The organism is Dactylosporangium sp. CA-052675 (genome assembly GCF_050947935.1).
Lineage (GTDB): Bacteria > Actinomycetota > Actinomycetes > Mycobacteriales > Micromonosporaceae > Dactylosporangium.
Genome location: NZ_CP192010.1, coordinates 458,029 through 476,994, shown reverse-complemented (window position 1 = coordinate 476,994; position 18,966 = coordinate 458,029). Strand labels below are relative to the sequence as shown.

17 protein-coding genes are annotated in these 18,966 nt (G+C 71.3%); 10 read left to right on the top strand and 7 right to left on the bottom strand.

Annotated elements, in window-relative coordinates; translation table 11 throughout:
• Positions 1-11 precede the first annotated feature (11 nt).
• On the bottom strand, positions 12-374 hold the full coding sequence (locus ACQP1P_RS02150; protein WP_433082583.1) for a winged helix-turn-helix transcriptional regulator: 363 nt from the start codon (positions 372-374) through the stop codon (positions 12-14).
• A gap of 71 nt (positions 375-445) precedes the next feature.
• Here ACQP1P_RS02150 and ACQP1P_RS02145 point away from each other — a divergent pair, with 71 nt between their 5' ends.
• Together ACQP1P_RS02145 and ACQP1P_RS02140 are read left to right on the top strand one after the other, a co-directional pair.
• Positions 446-1,414, top strand: coding sequence for a zinc-binding alcohol dehydrogenase family protein (locus ACQP1P_RS02145; RefSeq protein ID WP_433082581.1), 969 nt, complete (start codon positions 446-448; stop codon positions 1,412-1,414).
• A 101-nt stretch (positions 1,415-1,515) separates the two neighbouring features.
• The gene (locus tag ACQP1P_RS02140) at positions 1,516-2,376 is read left to right on the top strand and encodes a DUF2207 family protein (RefSeq protein WP_433082579.1); all 861 of its coding nucleotides are present in this window, start codon (positions 1,516-1,518) and stop codon (positions 2,374-2,376) included.
• A 1,099-nt stretch (positions 2,377-3,475) separates the two neighbouring features.
• Here the strand turns inward: ACQP1P_RS02140 and rho are convergent.
• The gene (gene rho, locus ACQP1P_RS02135; protein WP_433082577.1) at positions 3,476-4,699 is read right to left on the bottom strand and encodes a transcription termination factor Rho; all 1,224 of its coding nucleotides are present in this window, start codon (positions 4,697-4,699) and stop codon (positions 3,476-3,478) included.
• Between the two features lie 735 nt (positions 4,700-5,434).
• Between rho and ACQP1P_RS02130 the strand changes: the two genes are divergently transcribed.
• The 4 genes from ACQP1P_RS02130 to ACQP1P_RS02115 all read left to right on the top strand — a co-directional run bounded on the left by ACQP1P_RS02130 (position 5,435) and on the right by ACQP1P_RS02115 (position 7,091).
• A complete protein-coding gene (locus tag ACQP1P_RS02130; RefSeq protein ID WP_433082575.1) occupies positions 5,435-5,698 on the top strand; it encodes a hypothetical protein in 264 nt (87 codons plus the stop codon).
• A 289-nt stretch (positions 5,699-5,987) separates the two neighbouring features.
• Positions 5,988-6,356 carry an ATP-binding protein gene (locus ACQP1P_RS02125; RefSeq protein ID WP_433082573.1) on the top strand — a complete coding sequence of 123 codons (369 nt, stop codon included), beginning with the start codon at positions 5,988-5,990 and terminating at the stop codon, positions 6,354-6,356.
• Entirely contained in the window at positions 6,353-6,676 is a 324-nt protein-coding gene (locus ACQP1P_RS02120) for an STAS domain-containing protein (RefSeq protein WP_433082571.1), read from the top strand. Before ACQP1P_RS02125 ends, ACQP1P_RS02120 begins: the two co-directional genes overlap by 4 nt.
• 136 nt (positions 6,677-6,812) lie before the next feature.
• Positions 6,813-7,091 carry a hypothetical protein gene (locus ACQP1P_RS02115; RefSeq protein ID WP_433082569.1) on the top strand — a complete coding sequence of 93 codons (279 nt, stop codon included), beginning with the start codon at positions 6,813-6,815 and terminating at the stop codon, positions 7,089-7,091.
• Positions 7,092-7,436: 345 nt separating this feature from the next.
• Here the strand turns inward: ACQP1P_RS02115 and ACQP1P_RS02110 are convergent, their stop codons facing one another.
• The gene (locus ACQP1P_RS02110) at positions 7,437-7,640 is read right to left on the bottom strand and encodes a cold-shock protein (RefSeq protein ID WP_190251213.1); all 204 of its coding nucleotides are present in this window, start codon (positions 7,638-7,640) and stop codon (positions 7,437-7,439) included.
• 501 nt (positions 7,641-8,141) lie between these two features.
• Here ACQP1P_RS02110 and ACQP1P_RS02105 point away from each other — a divergent pair.
• Positions 8,142-9,005 (top strand): RNA polymerase sigma factor SigF, encoded by an 864-nt coding sequence (locus ACQP1P_RS02105; RefSeq protein WP_433082567.1) that lies wholly within the window; start codon positions 8,142-8,144, stop codon positions 9,003-9,005.
• A 161-nt stretch (positions 9,006-9,166) separates the two neighbouring features.
• Here the strand turns inward: ACQP1P_RS02105 and ACQP1P_RS02100 are convergent, their stop codons facing one another.
• Entirely contained in the window at positions 9,167-10,336 is a 1,170-nt protein-coding gene (locus ACQP1P_RS02100) for an LCP family protein (RefSeq protein WP_433082565.1), read from the bottom strand.
• A 134-nt stretch (positions 10,337-10,470) separates the two neighbouring features.
• Between ACQP1P_RS02100 and ACQP1P_RS02095 the strand changes: the two genes are divergently transcribed.
• From ACQP1P_RS02095 to ACQP1P_RS02085, 3 genes are read left to right on the top strand one after another with little or no spacing between them, the layout of a single operon-like run.
• Positions 10,471-12,450, top strand: coding sequence for a hypothetical protein (locus tag ACQP1P_RS02095; protein ID WP_433082563.1), 1,980 nt, complete (start codon positions 10,471-10,473; stop codon positions 12,448-12,450).
• 47 nt (positions 12,451-12,497) lie between these two features.
• The gene (locus tag ACQP1P_RS02090) at positions 12,498-13,445 is read left to right on the top strand and encodes a glycosyltransferase family 2 protein (RefSeq protein ID WP_433082561.1); all 948 of its coding nucleotides are present in this window, start codon (positions 12,498-12,500) and stop codon (positions 13,443-13,445) included.
• Positions 13,445-14,914 carry a hypothetical protein gene (locus tag ACQP1P_RS02085; RefSeq protein ID WP_433082559.1) on the top strand — a complete coding sequence of 490 codons (1,470 nt, stop codon included), beginning with the start codon at positions 13,445-13,447 and terminating at the stop codon, positions 14,912-14,914. The genes ACQP1P_RS02090 and ACQP1P_RS02085 overlap by 1 nt, the downstream gene beginning before the upstream one ends.
• A 160-nt stretch (positions 14,915-15,074) precedes the next feature.
• Here ACQP1P_RS02085 and ACQP1P_RS02080 read toward each other — a convergent pair whose 3' ends face one another.
• The 3 genes from ACQP1P_RS02080 to ACQP1P_RS02070 form a co-directional block, all read right to left on the bottom strand.
• Entirely contained in the window at positions 15,075-16,886 is a 1,812-nt protein-coding gene (locus tag ACQP1P_RS02080; protein ID WP_433082557.1) for an ArnT family glycosyltransferase, read from the bottom strand.
• Positions 16,887-16,917: 31 nt separating this feature from the next.
• Entirely contained in the window at positions 16,918-18,180 is a 1,263-nt protein-coding gene (locus ACQP1P_RS02075; protein ID WP_433082555.1) for a nucleotide sugar dehydrogenase, read from the bottom strand.
• Between the two features lie 75 nt (positions 18,181-18,255).
• Entirely contained in the window at positions 18,256-18,945 is a 690-nt protein-coding gene (locus ACQP1P_RS02070; RefSeq protein ID WP_433082553.1) for a hypothetical protein, read from the bottom strand.
• Between the last annotated feature and the right edge of the window lie 21 nt (positions 18,946-18,966).

Sequence of the window (18,966 nt, the reverse complement as noted above, 5' to 3'; positions counted from 1 at the left end):
CGGGCGCTTCGCTAGCCCGACATATCGGACATTTCATGATTTTGCGGGAAGCGGCCGATGTTCTGCTCGACCCAGGTCCTGAGCAGGGAGAGCGGGCCGTTGGCGTCGCGGCCCAGCGGGGTGAGGCTGTACACCACCCGGGGCGGGACCTCGGCGAACACCTCGCGCTCGATCAGCCCGTGCTCCTCGAGCCGGCGCAGGGTCGCCGTCAGCACCTTCGGGCTCACGCCCTGCAGCCGCGATCGCAGCGCCCCGAACCGCTGCGGGCCCGGCTCGAGCGCGCCGAGGGCGAGGGCGCTCCACTTGTTCGCCAGCAGGTCGAGCATGTCGCGGCAGGGGCAGCAGGCGGCGTAGACGTCATCGCGGGTCGGCATGCCGTGACGGTACCCAATGGGAAGTAGTGACCCTTGCGGGTAACCACCGGTGCTGGAATAGCGTCGGAGGCATGAGCATGCGAGCTGTCGGATATCGGACCGCCGGGCCGGTCGCCGTCCTTGAGGACCTCGAGCTGGCGGTTCCCTCGCCCGGGCCGCGCGACCTGCTGGTCCGGGTCGAGGCGGTGTCGGTCAACCCCGTCGACGTGAAGGTCCGCGCGAGCGCGAACCCCGGTGCGGAGCCGCGCGTGCTGGGCTTCGACGCGGCCGGGACCGTCGAGGCGGTCGGGCCCGAGGTCACCCTGTTCGCGCCGGGCGACCCGGTGTACTACGCCGGCTCCATCGACAGGCCCGGCACCAACCAGCAACTGCACCTCGTCGACGAGCGGATCGCCGGGCGCAAGCCGGCCTCGCTGAGCTTCGCGGAGGCGGCCGCCCTGCCGCTGACCACGATCACCGCGTGGGAGACGCTCTTCGACCGCTTCCGCCTCGGCCCGGACAGCACCGGCACGCTGGTGGTGCTCGGGGCCGCGGGCGGGGTGGGCTCGATGATCATCCAGCTCGCCCGGGCCCTCACGAAGATCCATGTCATCGGTACCGCCTCCCGCCCCGACTCGCGCCGGTGGGCGCTCGACCTCGGCGCGCACGAGGTGGTCGGGCACGACGAGCTGCCGGCGGGCGTGGACTACATCTTCTCGCCGTTCACCGCGGGCCAGATCGAGCACTTCGCGCGGATCCTGCGCCCCGGCGGCGAGATCACGGCGATCGACGAGCCGCCCGGCCTCGACCTGCTGCCGCTGAAGGCCAAGAGCATCACGTTCCACTGGGAGCTGATGTTCACGCGCCCGTTGTTCCAGACGCCGGACATGGTCGTACAGCACGAGCTGCTGAACCGCACCGCCGAGCTGGTCGACGCCGGCTCCGTGCGGCACACCATGACCTCGAACGTGGGCGCGGTCAACGCGGCCGGCCTGGCCAAGGCGCACCAGATGGTCGAGGAAGGGCACATGGTCGGCAAGGTCGTCCTCGGCGGCTTCTGAGGAGCCGGCCCCGACGGTTTAAGGTGGTTGGGCCCTGCCCCTTTCGGCGGGGCCCGACGTCCTGCCCGCCCGACGATCCGCCCCCCGCCCGGAGGTTCCCCGTGGACTGGCCCCCGTTCCTGCAGCTCAGCGTGCCCGTCACGCTCGCGGTGTGGGTGCTGCTGACGGTCGCGGCACTGTGGCGCTCGCGGCCGCGGCTGCCCGAGGCCGGGGAGGCGCTGGACACCCCTCCGGGTGAAGAGCCCCCGGCGGTGGTGAGCCTCATGGTCAACCGGTGGCGCTCCGACGAGGACGCGATCGACAGCACGCTGCTCGACCTGGCCGCCCGCGGCTTCCTGGAGCTGCGCCAGCCCGGCGAGGACCCGGAGGAGACGACCGTACGGTTGCGCAAGGGGGACGGGCGGAGTTTGACGCCGTACGAGCAGCAGGTCCTCGACCGCGTCAACCAGCTCTCGGTCAACGGCGAGGCGTCCCTGACCAGTCTGGCGTTCCGCAGCTGGACGGAGGCCCGCCGCTGGCGAGGCGCGTTCTACCGGGCGGTGATCGAGGAGGCCCGCACCCGCGGCCTCTCCCAGCGCCGCCTCTCCCGCTCGACGCGGCGCACCCTGCTGGGCACGGCCGCGATCCCGGCGGCGTTCATGTTCGCCACGTGGATGTGGGCGGCGTACAAGCTCCACGCGAACCTGGCCGACCAGATCACCGGCTCCTTGATGGCCGCGGGCGCGGTATACCTCGCCTTGTACTTCGTCGTCGAGATGCGCTGGAGCGACCAGAACACGCCGGAGGGCACGCGGGCGGCGGCGGGGTGGCTCGCTTACCGGGCTCACCTGGTCGCGGTGGAGGGCGTCAAGGACCTGGCCCCGGCCGATGTGGCGTCGTGGGGCCGCGAGATGGCTTTCGCCTCGGCTCTGGGCGTGCTGCCCACGGAGGAAGCCCTGATGCGGTCCCGGGTCTCCCTGTAGCGCGCACTCGCGTCCGCCTTTTTCGCGAACCTCCTGTTTGGGCGGGCTTTTCGCGAACCCCCCTGTTTGGGCGGGCTTTTCGCGGACCGCCCTGTTCTGACGGGCTTTTCGCAGACCGCCTTGTTTGGCGGGCTTTTCGCGGCCGGCTCTCAGCCGCTTGCGTGCTTGTTTGGCGGGCTTTTTCGCGGCCGACTCTTAGCCGCTTGCGCGCGCGCCGTGGGCAGTCGGGTCGGGCGCCCCGCGCGTCCACCTCGAACTCGCCGCTCGCGATTCGCGCGCCGTGGCCGATCGAGCGCCCCGAGCCCGCCTCGGGAGCGGCCTCGCCGCACGCACGGTGGCCGATAGCGCCGCGTCCACTTCGGGAGCGACCTCGAAACTCGCCGCTCGCAATCAGCGCGCCGTGGCTGGCCAGGCGCCCCGCGCACCCGCCACAAACGCGCCGTTCACGATCCGCGCCGTGGCCGACCGGGCGCGCCGCGCCCGCCTCGCGAGCGGCCTCGCCGCACGCACCGTGACCGATGGCGCCGCGTCCGATGGCGCCGCGTCCGATGGCGCCGCGTCCGCCTGGAGAGCCGACCTCGAACTCGCCGCTCGCACGAACTCGCCGCTCGCGATCCGCGCACGGCCGCGTCCACCTCACGAGCGGCCTCGAAACCCGCCGCACGCATCGTGGCCGGTCCGGGACTCCGCGCGCCACTACCTCAAGCTCGTCGCACGCACTCCGCGCGCGCCGTCGCTGGCCAGGCGCCCCGCGCACCCGCCACGAATGCGCCGTTCACGATCCGCGCGCCGCGGCTGGTCCGGCGCCACGCGGGCCCACCTCGCGGGCGGTCTCGACACTTCACCGCCCGCACGCCATCGCGGTCGCACGACCCGCACGCCGTGGGCGATCCGGCGTCCCGCGCCCACCGCGCGGGCGGGCTACCCACTCACCGACCTGCCCGGCCTGTCCTCGTTGACTTGACCTGGCCTCGTGACGTTCACCGAACCCACACCTGGCCATGGCTCGGCGGGCGTTCCGATATCCCTACGCTACCACCCTCGAAAAAGTTCGATCTTGCGATATCACGAGGGGTCAGCGGTGCATCACTGCGTGGCGTCAGGCCTGACCACGCAGCAGGAGGGTGAGGAACTCGGCGTTCGACTGGGTCTTCGCCAGGCGATCGATCAACTGCTCCGTCGCCGGCGAGCCCGTCGCGCTCAGGGCCTTGCGCAGGCGCTGGACGGCCATCAGCTCGTCCGGGTGCAGGATCACGTCGTCGCGGCGGGTGCTCGAGCCGTCGATGTCGATCGCCGGGAAGACGCGGCGGTCGGCCAGCTTGCGGTCCAGCTTGAGCTCGGCGTTGCCGGTGCCCTTGAACTCCTCGAAGATGACCGTGTCGCCCATCGAGCCGGTCTCGACCAGCGCGGACGCGATGATGGTCAGCGAGCCGCCGTTCTCGATGTTGCGCGCGGCGCCGAGGAGGCGCTTCGGGGGGTAGAGCGCGTTCGCGTCGATGCCGCCGGTCAGGATGCGGCCGGAGGCGGGGGCCGAGTTGTTGTACGCCCGGCCGAGCCGGGTGATGGAGTCGAGCAGCAGGACCACGTCGTGGCCGAGCTCGACGAGGCGCTTCGCCCGCTCGATGGCGAGCTCGGCGATGCCGGTGTGCTCGCCGGCCGGGCGGTCGAACGTCGACGCGATGACCTCGCCCTGCACGGAGCGCTGCATCTCGGTGACCTCTTCGGGCCGCTCGTCGACCAGCAGCACCATGAGGTGGCACTCGGGGTTGTTCGTGGCGATGGCGTTCGCGATCGCCTGGATGACCATCGTCTTGCCGGCCTTCGGCGGCGACACGATGAGCGCGCGCTGGCCCTTGCCGATCGGCATGACGAGGTCGATGAGGCGGGTGGTGAGCCGGCGCGGGGTGGTCTCCAGGCGCAGGCGCTCCTGCGGGAACAGCGCGGTCAGCTTGCTGAACTCGGGGCGGTTGCGTGCCCACTCCGGGTCGTTGCCGTGGACGGTGTCGAGCCGGGTGAGCGTGCCGCCGTTGGCGCTGCCGGTCAGGGCGTCGCCGTGGCGCAGGCCGTATTTGCGGACCATCGCGGCGGGAATCGCGACGTCGTCGGGGCCGGGCAGGTAGCTGTCGACCCGCAGAATCATCTTGTCGCGGTGGACGTCGACGATGCCGGCGACGTCGCGCGCCTCGCCCGGGGTGGGCGGCTGCGGCTGGTTGGCCGGGCGGCTGTGGTCGCGGTTGCGCTGCGAGGAGCGGGTCCTGCGGCGGCTTTGGCCTGCGGGATTCTGTTTCTGGGCGGTACGATCCAACACTTCGGTTGGGGCCATATGCGTCCTCCTAGGACTGTGCGGCCTGAGGAAAGGGTGCTCTTCGGGTACGCGTGTATCCGAGGAACGGGCTGCGCTGCGTGTACGGTGGCCGCCTGGCTTCCTACGCGAGAGCGTGACACGCGGTGGCGAAAGGGCGTCCCCGGGCGGCAGATTGCCGACTTCCGCGGGACTGGCTCGACGGTAACGCGAACACGATCGGTCGGCAAGCCCTGCGCGTGGCGTGGCGGACAACCGGCCACCCGAGGATGGATCGGCGCGGCTCCCGGAGCAGGTTCAGGCGACCTACCCGGCGAATCGGCACATAAGCCGCGCAGAGCAACCGGGCACACCAGACAAGTGGACTACCGAGCGGCAGTCAGGCACCGACAACTGGGCACGCAAGGAACGCCGCCGGCCCGGACTCGGCGCAGCGGGCACACCTAGCAGGCACGACGGGCTCGCCGGGCAGGCGCGCCGGGCTCGCCGGGCAGACACGCCGGGCACGCCGGGCAGACACGCCGGGCACGCCCCGGCAAGCACGACGGGCACGCCGGGCAACCGGGCGGCAAGCACGACGGGCACGCCGGGCACGCCGGGCAACCGGGCGGCAACCGAGCGGGCACCGAGCGCCGGAAGCGCCCCACACGGGCGCGGAACGCGCGCTACCGTCCGGCACCCGAACGGGTCCCGGCACGGCACCGAGCCGACGGTTTTCTGGTTGGTGTCAGGGAGCACACCAACCGGGGGGTTGACATGAACACGACGTTCGACACGGTGCGGGCCGAGGCCCTGTTCGCGTCCGCCCTGCAGGCCTCGCAGGAGCCCACCGCGCTGCAGGTGCGCACCGCCGTGACGACGACGCTGCGTCGCTACGGCGTCAAGGGCTGCGCGGACCGGGTCGCCGGCGAGTTCGGCGAGTACCCCGAGACCGCCGCCCGCCGCATGTCCTGGGCCCTGGAGATGGTGCGCGAGGCCTACGAGCAGCTCGCCGCCCGCGAGTTCGCGTTCGCCGGCTGAAGCGGATCAAATCCGGCCGAAGCGGACCGGAGCCGGCTGAAGCGGACCGGAGCCCGTCGAACCCGGCGCTGAGCTACTCAAACAGCCACTTGAGGGCCAATGAAGCCGGTCGAAGCCACGGAGGCCGACCGAAGTCGGCGGTAGCCAGCAGCACGACCCCGATACCGGCCGGACCGCCAACCGGCTATGAACCAGTCAGCTCAAGGCCGCAAGTCGAGCACCAAGAGCTTGATCCAATTGCGACCAGACCGACGTTTTCTTGTTGAACGGCTGCGGTAACAGTTGGTTTGTGGACCTTCGCCTCACCGTTGACCTGCCTCGCGATCTTGATCGCATGAACACGCTCCGGCACATCCTGGACGGGGCGTTGAGCGGGCTCGGCGTGTCCGAACAGGCCCGAACAGACATAGGCCTGATCGTCAGCGAAACCTGGGCGAACGTGATCGCTCATGTGCGCGTGGGTGTTGCCTTTCAGGTCCGCGCGACGGTCGACGAGATCCAGTGTGTGATTGAAGTCACGCACCCCGGGGAACAGGCCGCCGACACCGTCAACGCGCTCACCGCCTCCGGGCATTCCCTCAAGGTCGTCCGGAGCCTTGCCGACGCCGTCGACGTCGACCGCGACGGCCTGCTGATGAAGGTCACGAAGCTGCTATGACCGAGTTCGCCGCCCAGGCCACCCCCTCCCCGGACGGCACGGTCACCGTGACCGCTTCCGGCGAGCTCGACATGACCAGCGCCCCGCGCCTGATCAACGTGCTGCGGGACGCGATCCACCGCCACGGCCCGTCCCGGGTCGACCTCGATCTGACCGGCGTGACCTTCATGGACTCGACCGGTCTGCAGGTGCTCGTCGCCGCGAACACCGACGTCGGAGGCGGTCTGCGCATCACCGGCACGAGCCCGGCGGTGCACCGGCTCCTCCAGCTCACGGGCGTGCTCCAGGAATTCGGGCTGCCCGCCGAGCGTTCTAGTTGAAGGCAGGGTTCCCCGAGCTCCCCACAAGGAGGGCACAAGAGGACCCGAACCATTTTGCAACCGAACAGTTCCCGACCCGGCACCTGGACAGGAGTTAGCTGGAACTCAGCAGGGAGACGTTCGGCAGGAGGTTGTGATGGAGTCCACGTTCGAAGCGGTCCGCGCCGAGGCGCTCTTCGCTTCCTCGCTGCAGATGTCCGAGTTCCCGGCGGACCCGGCCGTCCGCGCGGCGGTCACCAGCACCTTGCGCCGCATCGGCGCGCAGGGCTGTGCGGCCAACGTGGCGACGGAGTTCGGTGACCACCCCGAGTGCGCCACCAACCGCATGGGCTGGGCCCTGAAGATGATCCGGCACGCGTACGCCGAATCCTGCACCCCCGAGGTCTTCGCCCGCCCGAAGGCGGCCCTGGCGTAGAGCCAAGCCAAGGCGGCCGAGACGTAAGGCCAAGCCAAGGCAGCCGAGGCGTAAGGCCAAGCCAAGGCAGTCCAGGCGTAAGGCCAAGCCAAGGCAGCTGAGGCGTAGAGCCAAGCCAAGGCGGCCGAGGCGGCCAGGCGAAGAGCCAGGAGAAGGCGACCGGCGAGAAAGGCCGAAACGCCAAGAGCTGCGAAATTCGTGAAACTCTCACGACCGCGAACCGCCGGCGAACCGTCAGTGAACCGTCAGCCATGAACTGCAAAGCCCCCGCCGAGTGTGCTCGGACGGGGGCTTGCTACTCCTTCGGCCGTGAAGCGGGTCTCGGCCTACGACTTGGGGTGTGTGTCAGACCGCGCGGATGTTGTCGGCCTGCGGCCCCTTCTGGCCCTGCGTGATCTCGAACTCGACCTTCTGACCCTCGGTCAGCTCGCGGTAGCCGGTGGCCTGGATCGCCGAGTAGTGCGCGAACACATCGGGTCCACCGTTGTCCTGCGAGATGAAGCCGTAGCCCTTCTCCGAGTTGAACCACTTCACCGTGCCTGATGCCACGTGTAACTCCTTAGCGACGCCGCCCCGATCCGCACCTCACGGATCAATTTGAAACAGGCACACGCCACGGATGAGACGGTAGCCTGCGCACTGCGAAAACGCAGCCCCGGTATCGGCATGCGGACCAGATCGACGGTCAAACTGAAATGCACATCCGGCACTTCTGGATACTCAGCGTATTGCCCTACTCGACAGTCAGTGATACAGCGACCAACTTCAACGCCTGACTCTCGCGCATGACGCGAAGATCTAGTACAGTCGGGTCAGCTCATCTCAGCCGAACGGACAGTTCGGCCGCGGGGTGCCGTCCAGCAGCGGCGGCGTGACCCCCGGTGGGCGACGCAGGTCTTGCACCGGCGCTCAAGAAACGGGTGCCGAGTAGCGATTCCCGACCGGCGTGGCGGCGCATGCCTTCCTTCCTTCCCGGGCGCAGCACGAGTCTGCGCACAGGCAGCCGACCACGGAAACCGCCGGTCAAGCACCAGAAGGGCCACCAACCCCATGACCACCATCTCCGTCGATCGTGCCATCGACCGCGCTCTCGCCGAGGCTCGTCCCAGCACGCAGGCCTCCGGCGGCGCCGACAGCGCCACGAGCACCCGCGCCACCGACGCTCAGGCCCGCGCGCTGCTGTCGCTGATGGCCGACCTTCCGGCCGGCGCCGACCGCGACCGAGTCCGGGCCCGGCTCATCGAGCTGTACATCCCGCTCGCCGAATACCTCGCCCGCCGCTTCCGCAACCGCGGAGAGCAGTTCGACGACCTCGTGCAGGTCGCGAACCTCGGGCTGATCAAGTCCGTCGACGGCTACGACCCCACCCGCGGGGCGGCGTTCACCAGCTACGCGATCCCGATGATCGTCGGCGAGCTCAAGCGCCACTTCCGCGACAAGGGCTGGGACGTGCGCGTCCCGCGCCGGCTGCAGGAGCTGCGCCTGGAGATCAGCAAGGTCTCCGGCGACCTCGCCCAGGACCTCGGCCGCTCGCCGACCGTCGCCGACCTCGCCAACCGGCTCGGGGTCAGCGAGGAGGAGATCATCGAGGGGCTCGACTGCGGGCAGGCGTACCGCGCGCTCTCCCTCGACGCCCCGGCGGGCGAGGGCAGCGACCCGGGCGCGGCCGGCCTCGGCGACATGCTCGGCTCCGAGGACCCGGACATGCAGAACGTGGAGAACCGCGAGGCCCTGCGCCCGCTGCTGGCGAAGCTGCCGGAGCGCGAGCAGAAGATCATCGCGATGCGCTTCCACGGCAACCTGACCCAGTCGCAGATCGCGGCCGAGCTCGGCATCTCCCAGATGCACGTGTCCCGCCTGCTGGCCGCGGCCCTGCGCACGCTGCGCACCGAGCTCAGCGCCGTCGCCGAATAGAGCCACAGGGGAACGAGTTCAGCGCCGCCGCCGAAGAGAGCAGGCCCCCAGGGGAACCGAGCTCAGCGCCGTCGCCGAAAAGAGCCCATAGGGGGGATGGAGAGCGGGTGCCCGTCGGGGGGAAATCGACGGGCACCCGCTGCAACTCCGTGTCGCCGCGGCTACGAGGAACCGACGATCCCCTGGTGGTTCTGCACGAACTCGGGGACCGTCTTCGAGCGCACGGCCGCCAGCAGGTCGAGCGTGGTCTGATCCAGCGCCTCGGCGCCCGGGTTCTCGCTGGACTGATGGAACCCGCCGTTGTTCGTCTTGAGCGTCAGCAGCCGGTCGCCGTCGATCCCGCGCATCGCGAAGATCCAGTCGTCCAGGCCGAAGGGGCCGGTGTCGATCGTCATCGCGCTGCCCACGACCTCGAGGACCTTGTTGAGCTTGCCCGGGTTGCCGAGCACCTCCTTGCTGGCGATCTTCTTCAGCAGCGCCTTGATGAACTGCTGCTGGTGGCGCTGCCGGTCGTAGTCGCTGTTGGGCAGCGTCTCGCGCTGGCGCACGAAGTCCAGCGCCTGCCAGGCGTCGAGGTGCTGGTACCCGACCTCGTACACCACCGGCGTCACGCCCTTGATCGGGATCAGCTGGGTGCCGCCGCCCGGCGCGTCGCGCTGCTCGAACGGCGTCTTGGTGTTGCCCTGGGCGTCGTGGCCGATGTGCACCGAGGTCGTGCGCTGGTCGACGTACATGTCGACACCCTCCAGCACCTTGACCACGTCCTGGAATCCGACGAAGTCGACGATCGCGGCCGCGTCGAACGTCACGCCCCAGTTCTGCTTGATGGTCGAGGCGAGCAGCGTGGTGCCGTGCTTGCGCTGGTCCTTGCCGGTCAGGCCGTAGCCGCCCTCGGCGAAAGCACCATTGATCTTGTCCTTGCCACCCTTGTAGACGCGTTTGCCGTTGTCGTACCGCGGAATCGACACCCACGTGTCCCGCGGAATCGAAATCAGGAACGCCATGTCGTGCGAGGCGGGAATGTGCAGAATCAGGATCGAATCGGAGCGAATCGCATCGGTCGGGTTCTGGTTCGGCCGCGGGTCGATGCCGATGAGCAGCAGATTCTTCGCGCCGCTGATCGACGCGTGCCGCCCCTGGTTCTCGACCGGCAGCAGATCCTCGTTGTGCACGCTGCGTGTCGCGAACCCGAACACGGTGTCCTTCACCACGAACGTGCCGCCCGCGACGATCATCATGAGGGCGCCGACGATGACCAGCGTCCGGGCCCAGGCCGGATCCCGCCGACGTTTCTTGCGTTTCTTCGGACGCACCGCGCCGGGCGAAGCCAAGACACCTCCATCACCATCAGTCACTGAGATGACGCCGGAACCGACGGTACCGGGGCGACGCGATATCGTCACCTCCCAGCGGCCGACGCGAATCGACTGACGGGCCAGTAACGGAGCGTGTTGTGGTGACGGTGATGCGGCCCGAAACCGAGCGGGCGCCGGCGCGGACCAGCCCGAAGACGGTCGCGCTCGCCCTCGTCCTCGCCTGGGTCGTCCCCCTGGCCGCCCACCCGCTGCGCCTCGACGCGCTGCTGCCGCTGCTCGCGCTCGCCGGCACGATGGCCGTCCAGCGGGGCGCGACCGGGCTCATCGACCGGTTCGTGCTCGCCTGCGCCCAGCTGTTCGGCGCCGCGTGCGTCTTCGGCCTCGGGCTGACCCTCTGGCCCGGGCACCTGCACCCGACGCTGGTCGCGGGCGTCGCCTTCACCGTGCTCGTGATCATCGCGGCCGTCACGGGCCGCCTGGAGCGCCCGGGCCGGGCCCGCCTCGACGGGCTGCTCGCGCTCGCCGTGGCCGGGGTCAGCGCGGTGTCGCTCATCCCGTACGCCGCGCGCGACCTCGGCGGCCGCCTGGGCCTGCCGCTGGCGGGCGAGGACATCGCCCGGCACTACCTGATCTACGACGTGATCGGGCGCAACGGGGGGTACCTCTTCCTGCGCCCGGAGGCGCTGCGCCCCTTCGTGCCGGACGAGGAGCTCACCGGCATCGCGAACTACCCCCAGGGCCTGCACTTCGCGTACGCGGTGCTGTTCAAGTTCATCTCCTCGACCACCGGCCGCACCTCGGCCGCGGCGAGCGCCGACGCCATGATGTGGCTGCTCGTCGGCACCTTCCTGCTGCTGGCGCTGGCCGTGCTGTGGGCCGTGCGCCGGCTGGCCGGCCCGGGCACCACGAACGCGCGGCTGCTGCCCGTCCTGCTCGTCGCGGCCGCCTGGCTGGTGCTGGGCGACCCGGTGACCGTGCTGTCCCGGGGGTACCCGAACGAACTGGCCGGCCTCGCCTGCTGCGCGGTGCTGACGGCGATCGTGGTCCGGCCCCTGCACCGCCTCGGCGAGCAGACGGTGACCGTGGCCCTGCTGCTGGTCGGCATCTCGTTCAGCTACCCGCTGTTCCTGCCCTTCGGCGGCCTGGCCGCGCTGTGGTGGATCTGGCGGGCCCGGCTGTGGCGGTTCTGGTGGGGCTGGCTGACCGCGGCGCTGGTCGCGCTCGTGAGCGCGATCGGCCCGCTGACCGCGATGGCCGCCTCCAGCGGCACGCAGCTGCTGCTCAACGGCACGGCCCGGGTCGTGGACCGCCCGGCCACGGCGGCGCTGGCCGGGCTCGCGGTCCTCGCCGTGCTCGTGCGCCGCGGGCTGCGTGCGCCGAGCCACCGGGCCGCCCTGTTCGCCGTCGCGGTGGCGTTCACGCTGGCCGCCGGGCTGGGGCTGTACCAGACCGCCACGATCGGCCGCCCGGTGTACTACTTCGACAAGCTGCTGCACCTGCTGATCGTGGTCTGCCTGTGCGCGCTCGGCGGGCTGGTCCGGTTCCTGCCGGGCCTGTCGGTCGCGGCGCGCGTGGCCGTGGCCCTGCCCGTGGTCGCCGCGCTGGCGGTCGCGGGCGGCGAGTGGCACGCCGAGCCCGTCGCGCCCGGCGTGAAGCTCGCGCTCGGCAAGGACCGCGGCTCCCCCGAGGCCGCCCGCGACGCCCTGCTCATGGCCCGCATGTTCCCCGACGGCGGCGGCGCGGTGAACGTCGATCTCATGGGCAGCCCGTGGCGCAACTGGTCGGCGACGCTGGGCGCGGCGGCGCTGCAGCACCAGTACCGCTACTTCCCGGCCTGGTCCGGGCTGCTGTACCCGGGATCGGCCGGGAAGGCGAGCACGATGGACGACCTGGACCGGCTGGTGCGCCAGAGTCCGGTGCCCGTGCGCTTCTTCGTGCACGACCCGGAGGCGAGCCTGCTCGTTGTCGATGCGGAGCGCCCGCATCGGCCGAACGTGAGGCCTGGTCAGCCGCTCCCGGTGGCGTTCGGCGACCCGGCCGCGCCGACCAATGTCGCGGCGGCCCGGGCACTGGCTGCGAAATATCCGACGAAAGTGCAGGTCGTGTACGCTACGCCAGCGAACCCATAGGACTCCGTGTGGTGGCGCAGCACCGCAACCGAGACGGATTGGTCATCGTGCAAAGACCCGAGGTCAGCGTCGTTATCCCCACGCGCAACCGGCCCGAGCTGGTGGTGCGTGCCGTGCGCAGTGCGCTGGCCCAGACCCTCACCGACATCGAGATCGTGGTCGTCGTCGACGGCCCGGACCCGGCGACGGTCGCGGCGCTGGAGGCGGTCGGCGACGATCGCATCCGCCCGGTCGTGCTGCCCGAGTCCGGGGGCGCGCCGAACGCGCGCAACCGCGGCGTGGACAACGCCCAGGCCGACTGGGTCGCGTTCCTCGACGACGACGACGAGTGGCTGCCGGAGAAGCTCGCCACGCAGCTGGAGCGCGCCCGCGCCTCGGGTGTGGCCCAGCCGATCGTGGGTAGCCGGCTCTTCATGCGCACGCCACGGGCCGAGCTGATCATGCCCCGCCGGGTGCCGGCGCCGGGCGAGCCGATCAGTGAGTACCTGGCGGTGCGGCACGGGCTGTTCCACGGCGACGGCTTCATCCAGACCTCGACGATCCTGGCCCCGACGGCGCTGCTGCGGAAGGTGCCGTTCGCCGACGGGCTGCGGCGGCTGCAGGAGCTGGACTGGACCCTGCGCAGCCTGCAGGAGGACGGCGTGGATCTGATCTACGCCGAGGAGCCGCTCGTCATCTGGTACGCCGACGAGAACCGCCCCCGCATCAGCTTCGACGCCCCGTGGAAGCAGTCGCTGGAGTGGCTGCGCCAGACCCGCCCGCGCGTGACCCCGCGCGCCTACGCCGCGCTGGCGATGAGCGTCGTCGGCTCGATGGCCGCGGCCAGCCGCAGCCCGCGGGTCTTCTTCGACCTGCTGCACGAGGCGCGCACGCACGGCAAGCCGAGCTTCACCGACTACGTCACCTTCCTGCAGGTCTGGCTGGTGCCGGCCGGGCCGCGCCGGGTGGTGCGGGACTTCTTCCTCAGCCGCCGACGAGCAGGAACCAACGCCTGATGATCACCGCCAGGGGACGTGCGGCCTTCGCCGTGGTCGCCGTCGTCGTCGCGCTCCTCGCGGGCGTGCTGGAGTACACCCGGACCGACTCGATCGGCCAGTCGGCGGCGGCGTTCGCGGCCGGCCTGCTCGCGATGGCCGTGGCCGGCATCGCCCTGAGCCTGCCGGGGATCACGCTGCGGGGGCTGGTGCTCGGCGGGCTCTTCGTGCTCGCGGGCATCCTCACCTGGACGGCGACGAAGCGCCCCGGCATCATCTGGGCCGTCCTCGCGGTCGAGGTGGTCGTCTTCGCGGTGTGGGCGTGGCCGTGGCTGCGCTCGCTGCGCTCCCTGTCGCGGCTCGGCACCGCGTGGCTCGGGCTGGCGTACTGGTTCCTCGGCATCGTCGGCGCCGTGCTCGTCGCGCAGTGGAAGGTCGCTGGGCAGCGGGTCGCCTACGCCGGCGTCTTCACCCTCGCCGTGCTCGCGCTCATCGCCCTGAACACCGCCGCCAAGCGCCGCGGCGGCGCGCACGGCAAGGACCTCTCGGTCGGCATGGCCGCCGCGATCCTGCTCGGCATCGCCGCGCTGCTGCTCGTCGGCTCCGGCAGCCTCTTCGACAAGGTCCACGCCATCCCCGACAACGCCTCGGCGAAGGTGATGACGGACCGCTTCTGGGGCGGGCCGGGCCTGTTCTACCACCCGAACTCGCTGGCCGGGTTGATGGCCGTGGCCGGCATCCGGATCGGCTTCGACCGCGCGATGGCGTGGTGGCAGCGGCTCGGCGTGGCCGCGCTGGCCGCGTTCGTGCTGTCGATCTGCGAGTCCCGCACCGGCTTCGTCTTCGCCACCGCGGCCGCGGTCGTGCACCTCGGCCTGGCCCTGTGGAAGCGCCACGAGCACGCCGAGGGCCTCGACCGGCGGTGGCCCGCGCTGGCCGTCCCGTTCGCGGTGATCGCGATCGTGCTGACGCTCGGCGGCGGCTACCAGTGGGTGCTCAAGGACCGCTTCGCCGACAACCCGGGCGACGTGACCAGCGGCCGCACCGACACCTGGCGCCAGGTCTGGGTGGACTGGAAGCACGCCGGGTGGGCCGAGAAGACCTTCGGCGACGCGCGGACCTCCCGGGCCGTGGTCGAGCGCCTCGACGACGGCAACCCGATCGAGGGCCCGCGGCGCCAGCTCAACACCGACAACGCCGCCGTGGGCGCCTTCCGCCGCGGCGGCGTCCTGGGCGCGGTCGCCTTCCTGCTCGGCCTCGGCCTGCTGCTCTGGCACGCGATCCGCCGCCGCCCGAACGGGGCGCTCCCGGCCGCCTGGTTCACCGTCGGCGCGCTGGCGGTGGTCCCGACCATCGCGACCGAGGACTGGCTCATCGGCGGCACGAACGGCGCCATCTGGCTCCTGCTCGCCGCGGGCGAGGTGAGGACGCTGCTGCGCCGCGACGAGCCGGCCGAGGTGACCCCCGCGCCCGAGCTCGCCGTCTCCTAGCGTCCGGGCCTAGGCCGGCGGCCCGAGGACGTACGGCGAGGTGAGGACGCTGCTGCGCCGCGACGAGCCGGCCGAGGTGACCCCCGCGCCCGAGCTCGCCGTCTCCTAGCGTCCGGGCCCTAGGCCGGCGGCGGAGACCAGGACGCAGGCGCCCTTGGCGTTAGCGGGGACGAATGGCGTAGGTCACCGCGCCGCGGGTCTGCGGGTTCCAGCTCGCCGGGATGTGGAAGCCGCAGCCGTTGGGCGGGTCCACGCAGACGACCGCGTCGACGGACTCGATCGGCGGGGGCGGCAGGTCCGGCTGCAGCGACTGCAGCGACACGAGGTCGTCGCCCTTGAGCAGGATCCACCAGGGGTACTCCCAGGTGTTGTACCCCTGGAGGATGCCGACGCGCCGGGCCCCCGAGGCGTTGACCGCGTCCGCCGCCCACCGGTAGTCGCGGCCCCAGTCCGGGCGGCGGACGAACCGCTCGTCCATCGTGTCGGTGGTGAACACCGAGCCGGACCCGACCAGCCGCCGCGGCCACCCGACGGTCACGGCCGCGGCCCCGGCCAGGGCGCCGATCACGAGCAGTCCGGCCGTGAGGCGGGCCACCGCGCGGCGGCGGTACACCAGCAGCGGCTCGATCCAGAGCGCGGCCAGGGGCGTGCCCAGCAGGATCAGGAAGACGATGAGCCGGTTGCCCCACGGCTGCCACTTGACCAGCGCGACGTACGCGAGCATGGCCAGCCAGAACAGGGACGCGTAGACCCGCGCCGGGCCGCGCCGCCACAGCAGGACGGCCGCGCCGATCAGGATCAGGGCGCCCTGCACCGGCAGGGAGACCCGGTCCTCGTCGGGGGGCCAGGAGGTGTACGGGTAGGTCGCGCCCCAGTACGTGATGTCGCGCGCGTCCGGGTCGACGCCGATCGCGTGGGCCAGGCCCCGGATCGCGTCCGCGCCCACGGGCCCGGCCGGCGTCTGCAGGGCCGTCTCGGCGATCCGCAGCGCGTTGATCAGCACCGAGGCGGGGTCGTGGCGCTGCATGGAGATCGACTCGCGCAGGTGGCCCGGGCCGAGCGGGTTGCTGTACGTGGTCTCGACGCGCCACAGGTACGGACCGGCGACGAGCGCCATCATGGCCACGACGATCGCGGTGCCGGCCCCGGCCCGCAGCCATTCGCGGCGGCGCACCTGCTCGGCGAACCACCACACGAGCAGGGGACCCGCGGCCAGCAGGCCGGTCGCCTTGGTGAGCAGGGTGAGGCCCGCGGCCGCGCCGAGCAGGACCACCGCCGGCCAGGGGGTCGCGCGCCCGCGCTCGTCGAGCACCAGGGTCGCGACCGCGCCGACCCAGAGGGCCACGACCAGGTCGGTCTGGGTGCTGGTCGCCTCGAGCACGACGATCGGGGTCGTACCGAAGATCAGCGCGGCGACGAGCTGGGCCCGGCGGTTGCCGCCGAGCTGGGCGGCGATCCGGGACGCGATCAGCGCGCCGGACACGCCCGCCGCGAGCTGGACGAGGTTGTAGAGCGCGTCGCCGCCGGTGAGCAGGCGCAGGTGCAGCAAGATGTACTCCGCGCCGGGCGCCATGGCGAGCTGCCGGTCGATGATCGTCGGGTAGAACTCCACCCCGCCCTGCGCCACCCAGTGCTCGATCTTGGGCAGGTGGTAGGTCTGCGAGTCGAAGTTGTTCGGCGGCGCCATCAGCGCGATGACGAGATCGGCCAGGAACAGCCCGCCGAGCGCGACCGCGACCACGCGTTCGAGCCGGTCGGCGCCTGCCCAGAAGTCCCGGAGTTTCGGGTGGAGACCGGCGAGGCGGTGCCACCCGAGCCGGCCGACGGCCACGGCGGCGACCGCCCACAGCGCGATGACCACGGGCCGGTTCAGCCAGCCGAGCGCCGAGAGGAGCTCGACCAGCACGACCGCCGCGGTGCCGAAGACGACGCCGGCGCGGATGAGCAGGAGTCGGGTCGGCGCAACGGGCACCGCGGCAGGCTATCGAACTTTCCTGAGAGGGCTACAACCGCTCGACGACACGGCCCCGGCAGCGGTTGCGGGTGTCGAAGATGTACTGCGCGTGCTCCTCGACGAGCGAGTAGTCGAAGTCGTCGTGGTCGGTGAGCAGCACCACCGCGTCCGCGGCCATCACCTCGACCGGGGTCAGGTCGACCAGCGTGACGCCGCCGAGGCTGCCCACGTCGCGGGGCGAGGCGTGCGGCTCGACCGCGCGCACGTCGGCGCCGAGGTCCACGAGCAGCTCCGCGACCGCCCGGGCCGGGGACTCGCGCAGGTCGCCGACGTTGCTCTTGTACGCCAGCCCCAGCAGCAGGATCCGGCTGCCGTTGACGGGTTTGCAGCGGGTGTTGAGCCCGGCGGTGATGCGCTGCACCACGTAGCGGGGCATGCCCTCGTTGACGTCGTTGGCCAGCTCGATGAACCGGAAGCGCTGCCCCACCTCCCTTTTCACCTGCCACGACAGGTAGGAGGGGTCGATCGGCAGGCAGTGCCCGCCGACGCCGGGGCCGGGGTCGAAGGCCATGAAGCCGAAGGGCTTGGTCGCGGCCGCCCCGATGGCCTCGCGCACGTCGACGCCGAGCTGGTTGGCGACGATCGCGAGCTCGTTGACCAGCGCGATGTTGATGTGCCGGAAGGTGTTCTCGAAGAGCTTCGTGAGCTCGGCGGTGCGCGGGGCCGACACCGGTACCGTGCGATCCACGAACCGCTCGTAGAACGCCTTCGTGGCCGCGAGCGAGCTCTCGTCGATGCCGGACACGAGTTTCGGCGTGTTCTCCAGGTGCCACGTCGGGTTGCCCGGGTCGATGCGCTCGGGGCTGTAGCCGAGGTGGAAGTCGTCGGGGGTGCGCAGCCCGCTGGCGTGCTCCAGCAGCGGCCGCAGCACCTGCTCGGTGGTGCCCGGATACGTGGTCGACTCGAGGATGACCGTGCAGCCGGGGCGCAGGTACGGCGCGATCTGCAGCGCCGCGTGCTCGATGTGGCTGATGTCGGGCACCCCGTCGGTGAGCGGGGTGGGCACGGTGATCGCGCAGGTGTCGAAGCCGGCCGCGTCCGCGTAGTCGTCGGTCGGGCGGTAGCGCCCGGTCTCCAGCGCCCGGGCGAGGCGCTCGTCGGAGATGTCCTCGACGAACGAGAGCCCGGCGCCGAGCGACTTGATGCGGTCCGTGTCGACGTCGAGCCCGACGACGTCGTCGCCCGCCTCGACGGCGCGGATGGCCAGCGGCAGGCCGACGTACCCCTGCCCGATGATGACGACTTTGCCCATGATCATCCTATCCGGGAAGCACTCGGCCCGCCGGGCGAGCAACACCCGACGGGCCACGGAGGCACTGCAGAAGCGTCAGTTCGTGCGGCGGCGGCGGAACGAGATCCAGCCGCTGCCCACCAGCGCGGTGAGCCCGAGGATGCCCGGGATCAGGTCCGCACCGTAGGTCTTGTGCTGCTCCGGGGCGGCGAGGGTGGTCTCGTTCGCCTGGAGCTTGAACGGCGACCAGCCGCTGCGGAACGGCCCGTAGAAGCCGACCGGGCGGTTGTGGCCGTCCCAGTGCCCGCGCACGGGGCTGGAGGCCAGCGGCGTGCCGTCGAAGATGTCGTCCGGCCAGCCGCCCCAGTTGAAGTGCTGGAGGTCCTTGACGCGCACGGTGGCCTTGAGCGTCTTGTGCGACTTCTTGCCGGTCACCTTGATGACCGCGTATCCGGGCGCCTCGAATCGGATGCGGGCCGAGAAGCGACCCTCGTCGTCCGCGCGGCGGTCGCCGTTGATGAGGACGTCACACGGCTCCCCGTCGGCGTTGCGGTAATGCACGTTGATGCCGATCGGCTCCCCGGCCACGAAGCTGCGCCCCTGGAGCCGGACCGCGCCACCGACGGAGATCGACGCGGCGCTCACCCGGATCTGCGGCGCGGGCGCCGGGTACGAAGCTTCCGGGGCGGCCTGAGCGCTGGTCGGCGCGCCGAGCACGGCCGCCGCGACGACGGCACCGGCAAGGCCGGCCAGTGTTGACAGCGACGTTCTTGTTCGGGCTCGCATGACTCTCCCTTTCCTCTCCCC

Bases quoted from the DNA above. Each gene is read 5' to 3' on its own strand.
- ACQP1P_RS02115 (WP_433082569.1), top strand. From the start codon at position 6,813: ATGGAGTCCACGTTCGAAGCGGTCCGCGCCGAGGCGCTCTTCGCTTCC.
- ACQP1P_RS02095 (WP_433082563.1), top strand. From the start codon at position 10,471: ATGCGGCCCGAAACCGAGCGGGCGCCGGCGCGGACCAGCCCGAAGACG.
- ACQP1P_RS02130 (WP_433082575.1), top strand. From the start codon at position 5,435: ATGAACACGACGTTCGACACGGTGCGGGCCGAGGCCCTGTTCGCGTCC.
- ACQP1P_RS02070 (WP_433082553.1), bottom strand. From the start codon at position 18,945: ATGCGAGCCCGAACAAGAACGTCGCTGTCAACACTGGCCGGCCTTGCC.
- ACQP1P_RS02075 (WP_433082555.1), bottom strand. From the start codon at position 18,180: ATGGGCAAAGTCGTCATCATCGGGCAGGGGTACGTCGGCCTGCCGCTG.
- ACQP1P_RS02105 (WP_433082567.1), top strand. From the start codon at position 8,142: ATGACCACCATCTCCGTCGATCGTGCCATCGACCGCGCTCTCGCCGAG.
- ACQP1P_RS02120 (WP_433082571.1), top strand. From the start codon at position 6,353: ATGACCGAGTTCGCCGCCCAGGCCACCCCCTCCCCGGACGGCACGGTC.
- rho (WP_433082577.1), bottom strand. From the start codon at position 4,699: ATGGCCCCAACCGAAGTGTTGGATCGTACCGCCCAGAAACAGAATCCC.
- ACQP1P_RS02085 (WP_433082559.1), top strand. From the start codon at position 13,445: ATGATCACCGCCAGGGGACGTGCGGCCTTCGCCGTGGTCGCCGTCGTC.
- ACQP1P_RS02145 (WP_433082581.1), top strand. From the start codon at position 446: ATGAGCATGCGAGCTGTCGGATATCGGACCGCCGGGCCGGTCGCCGTC.
- ACQP1P_RS02150 (WP_433082583.1), bottom strand. From the start codon at position 374: ATGCCGACCCGCGATGACGTCTACGCCGCCTGCTGCCCCTGCCGCGAC.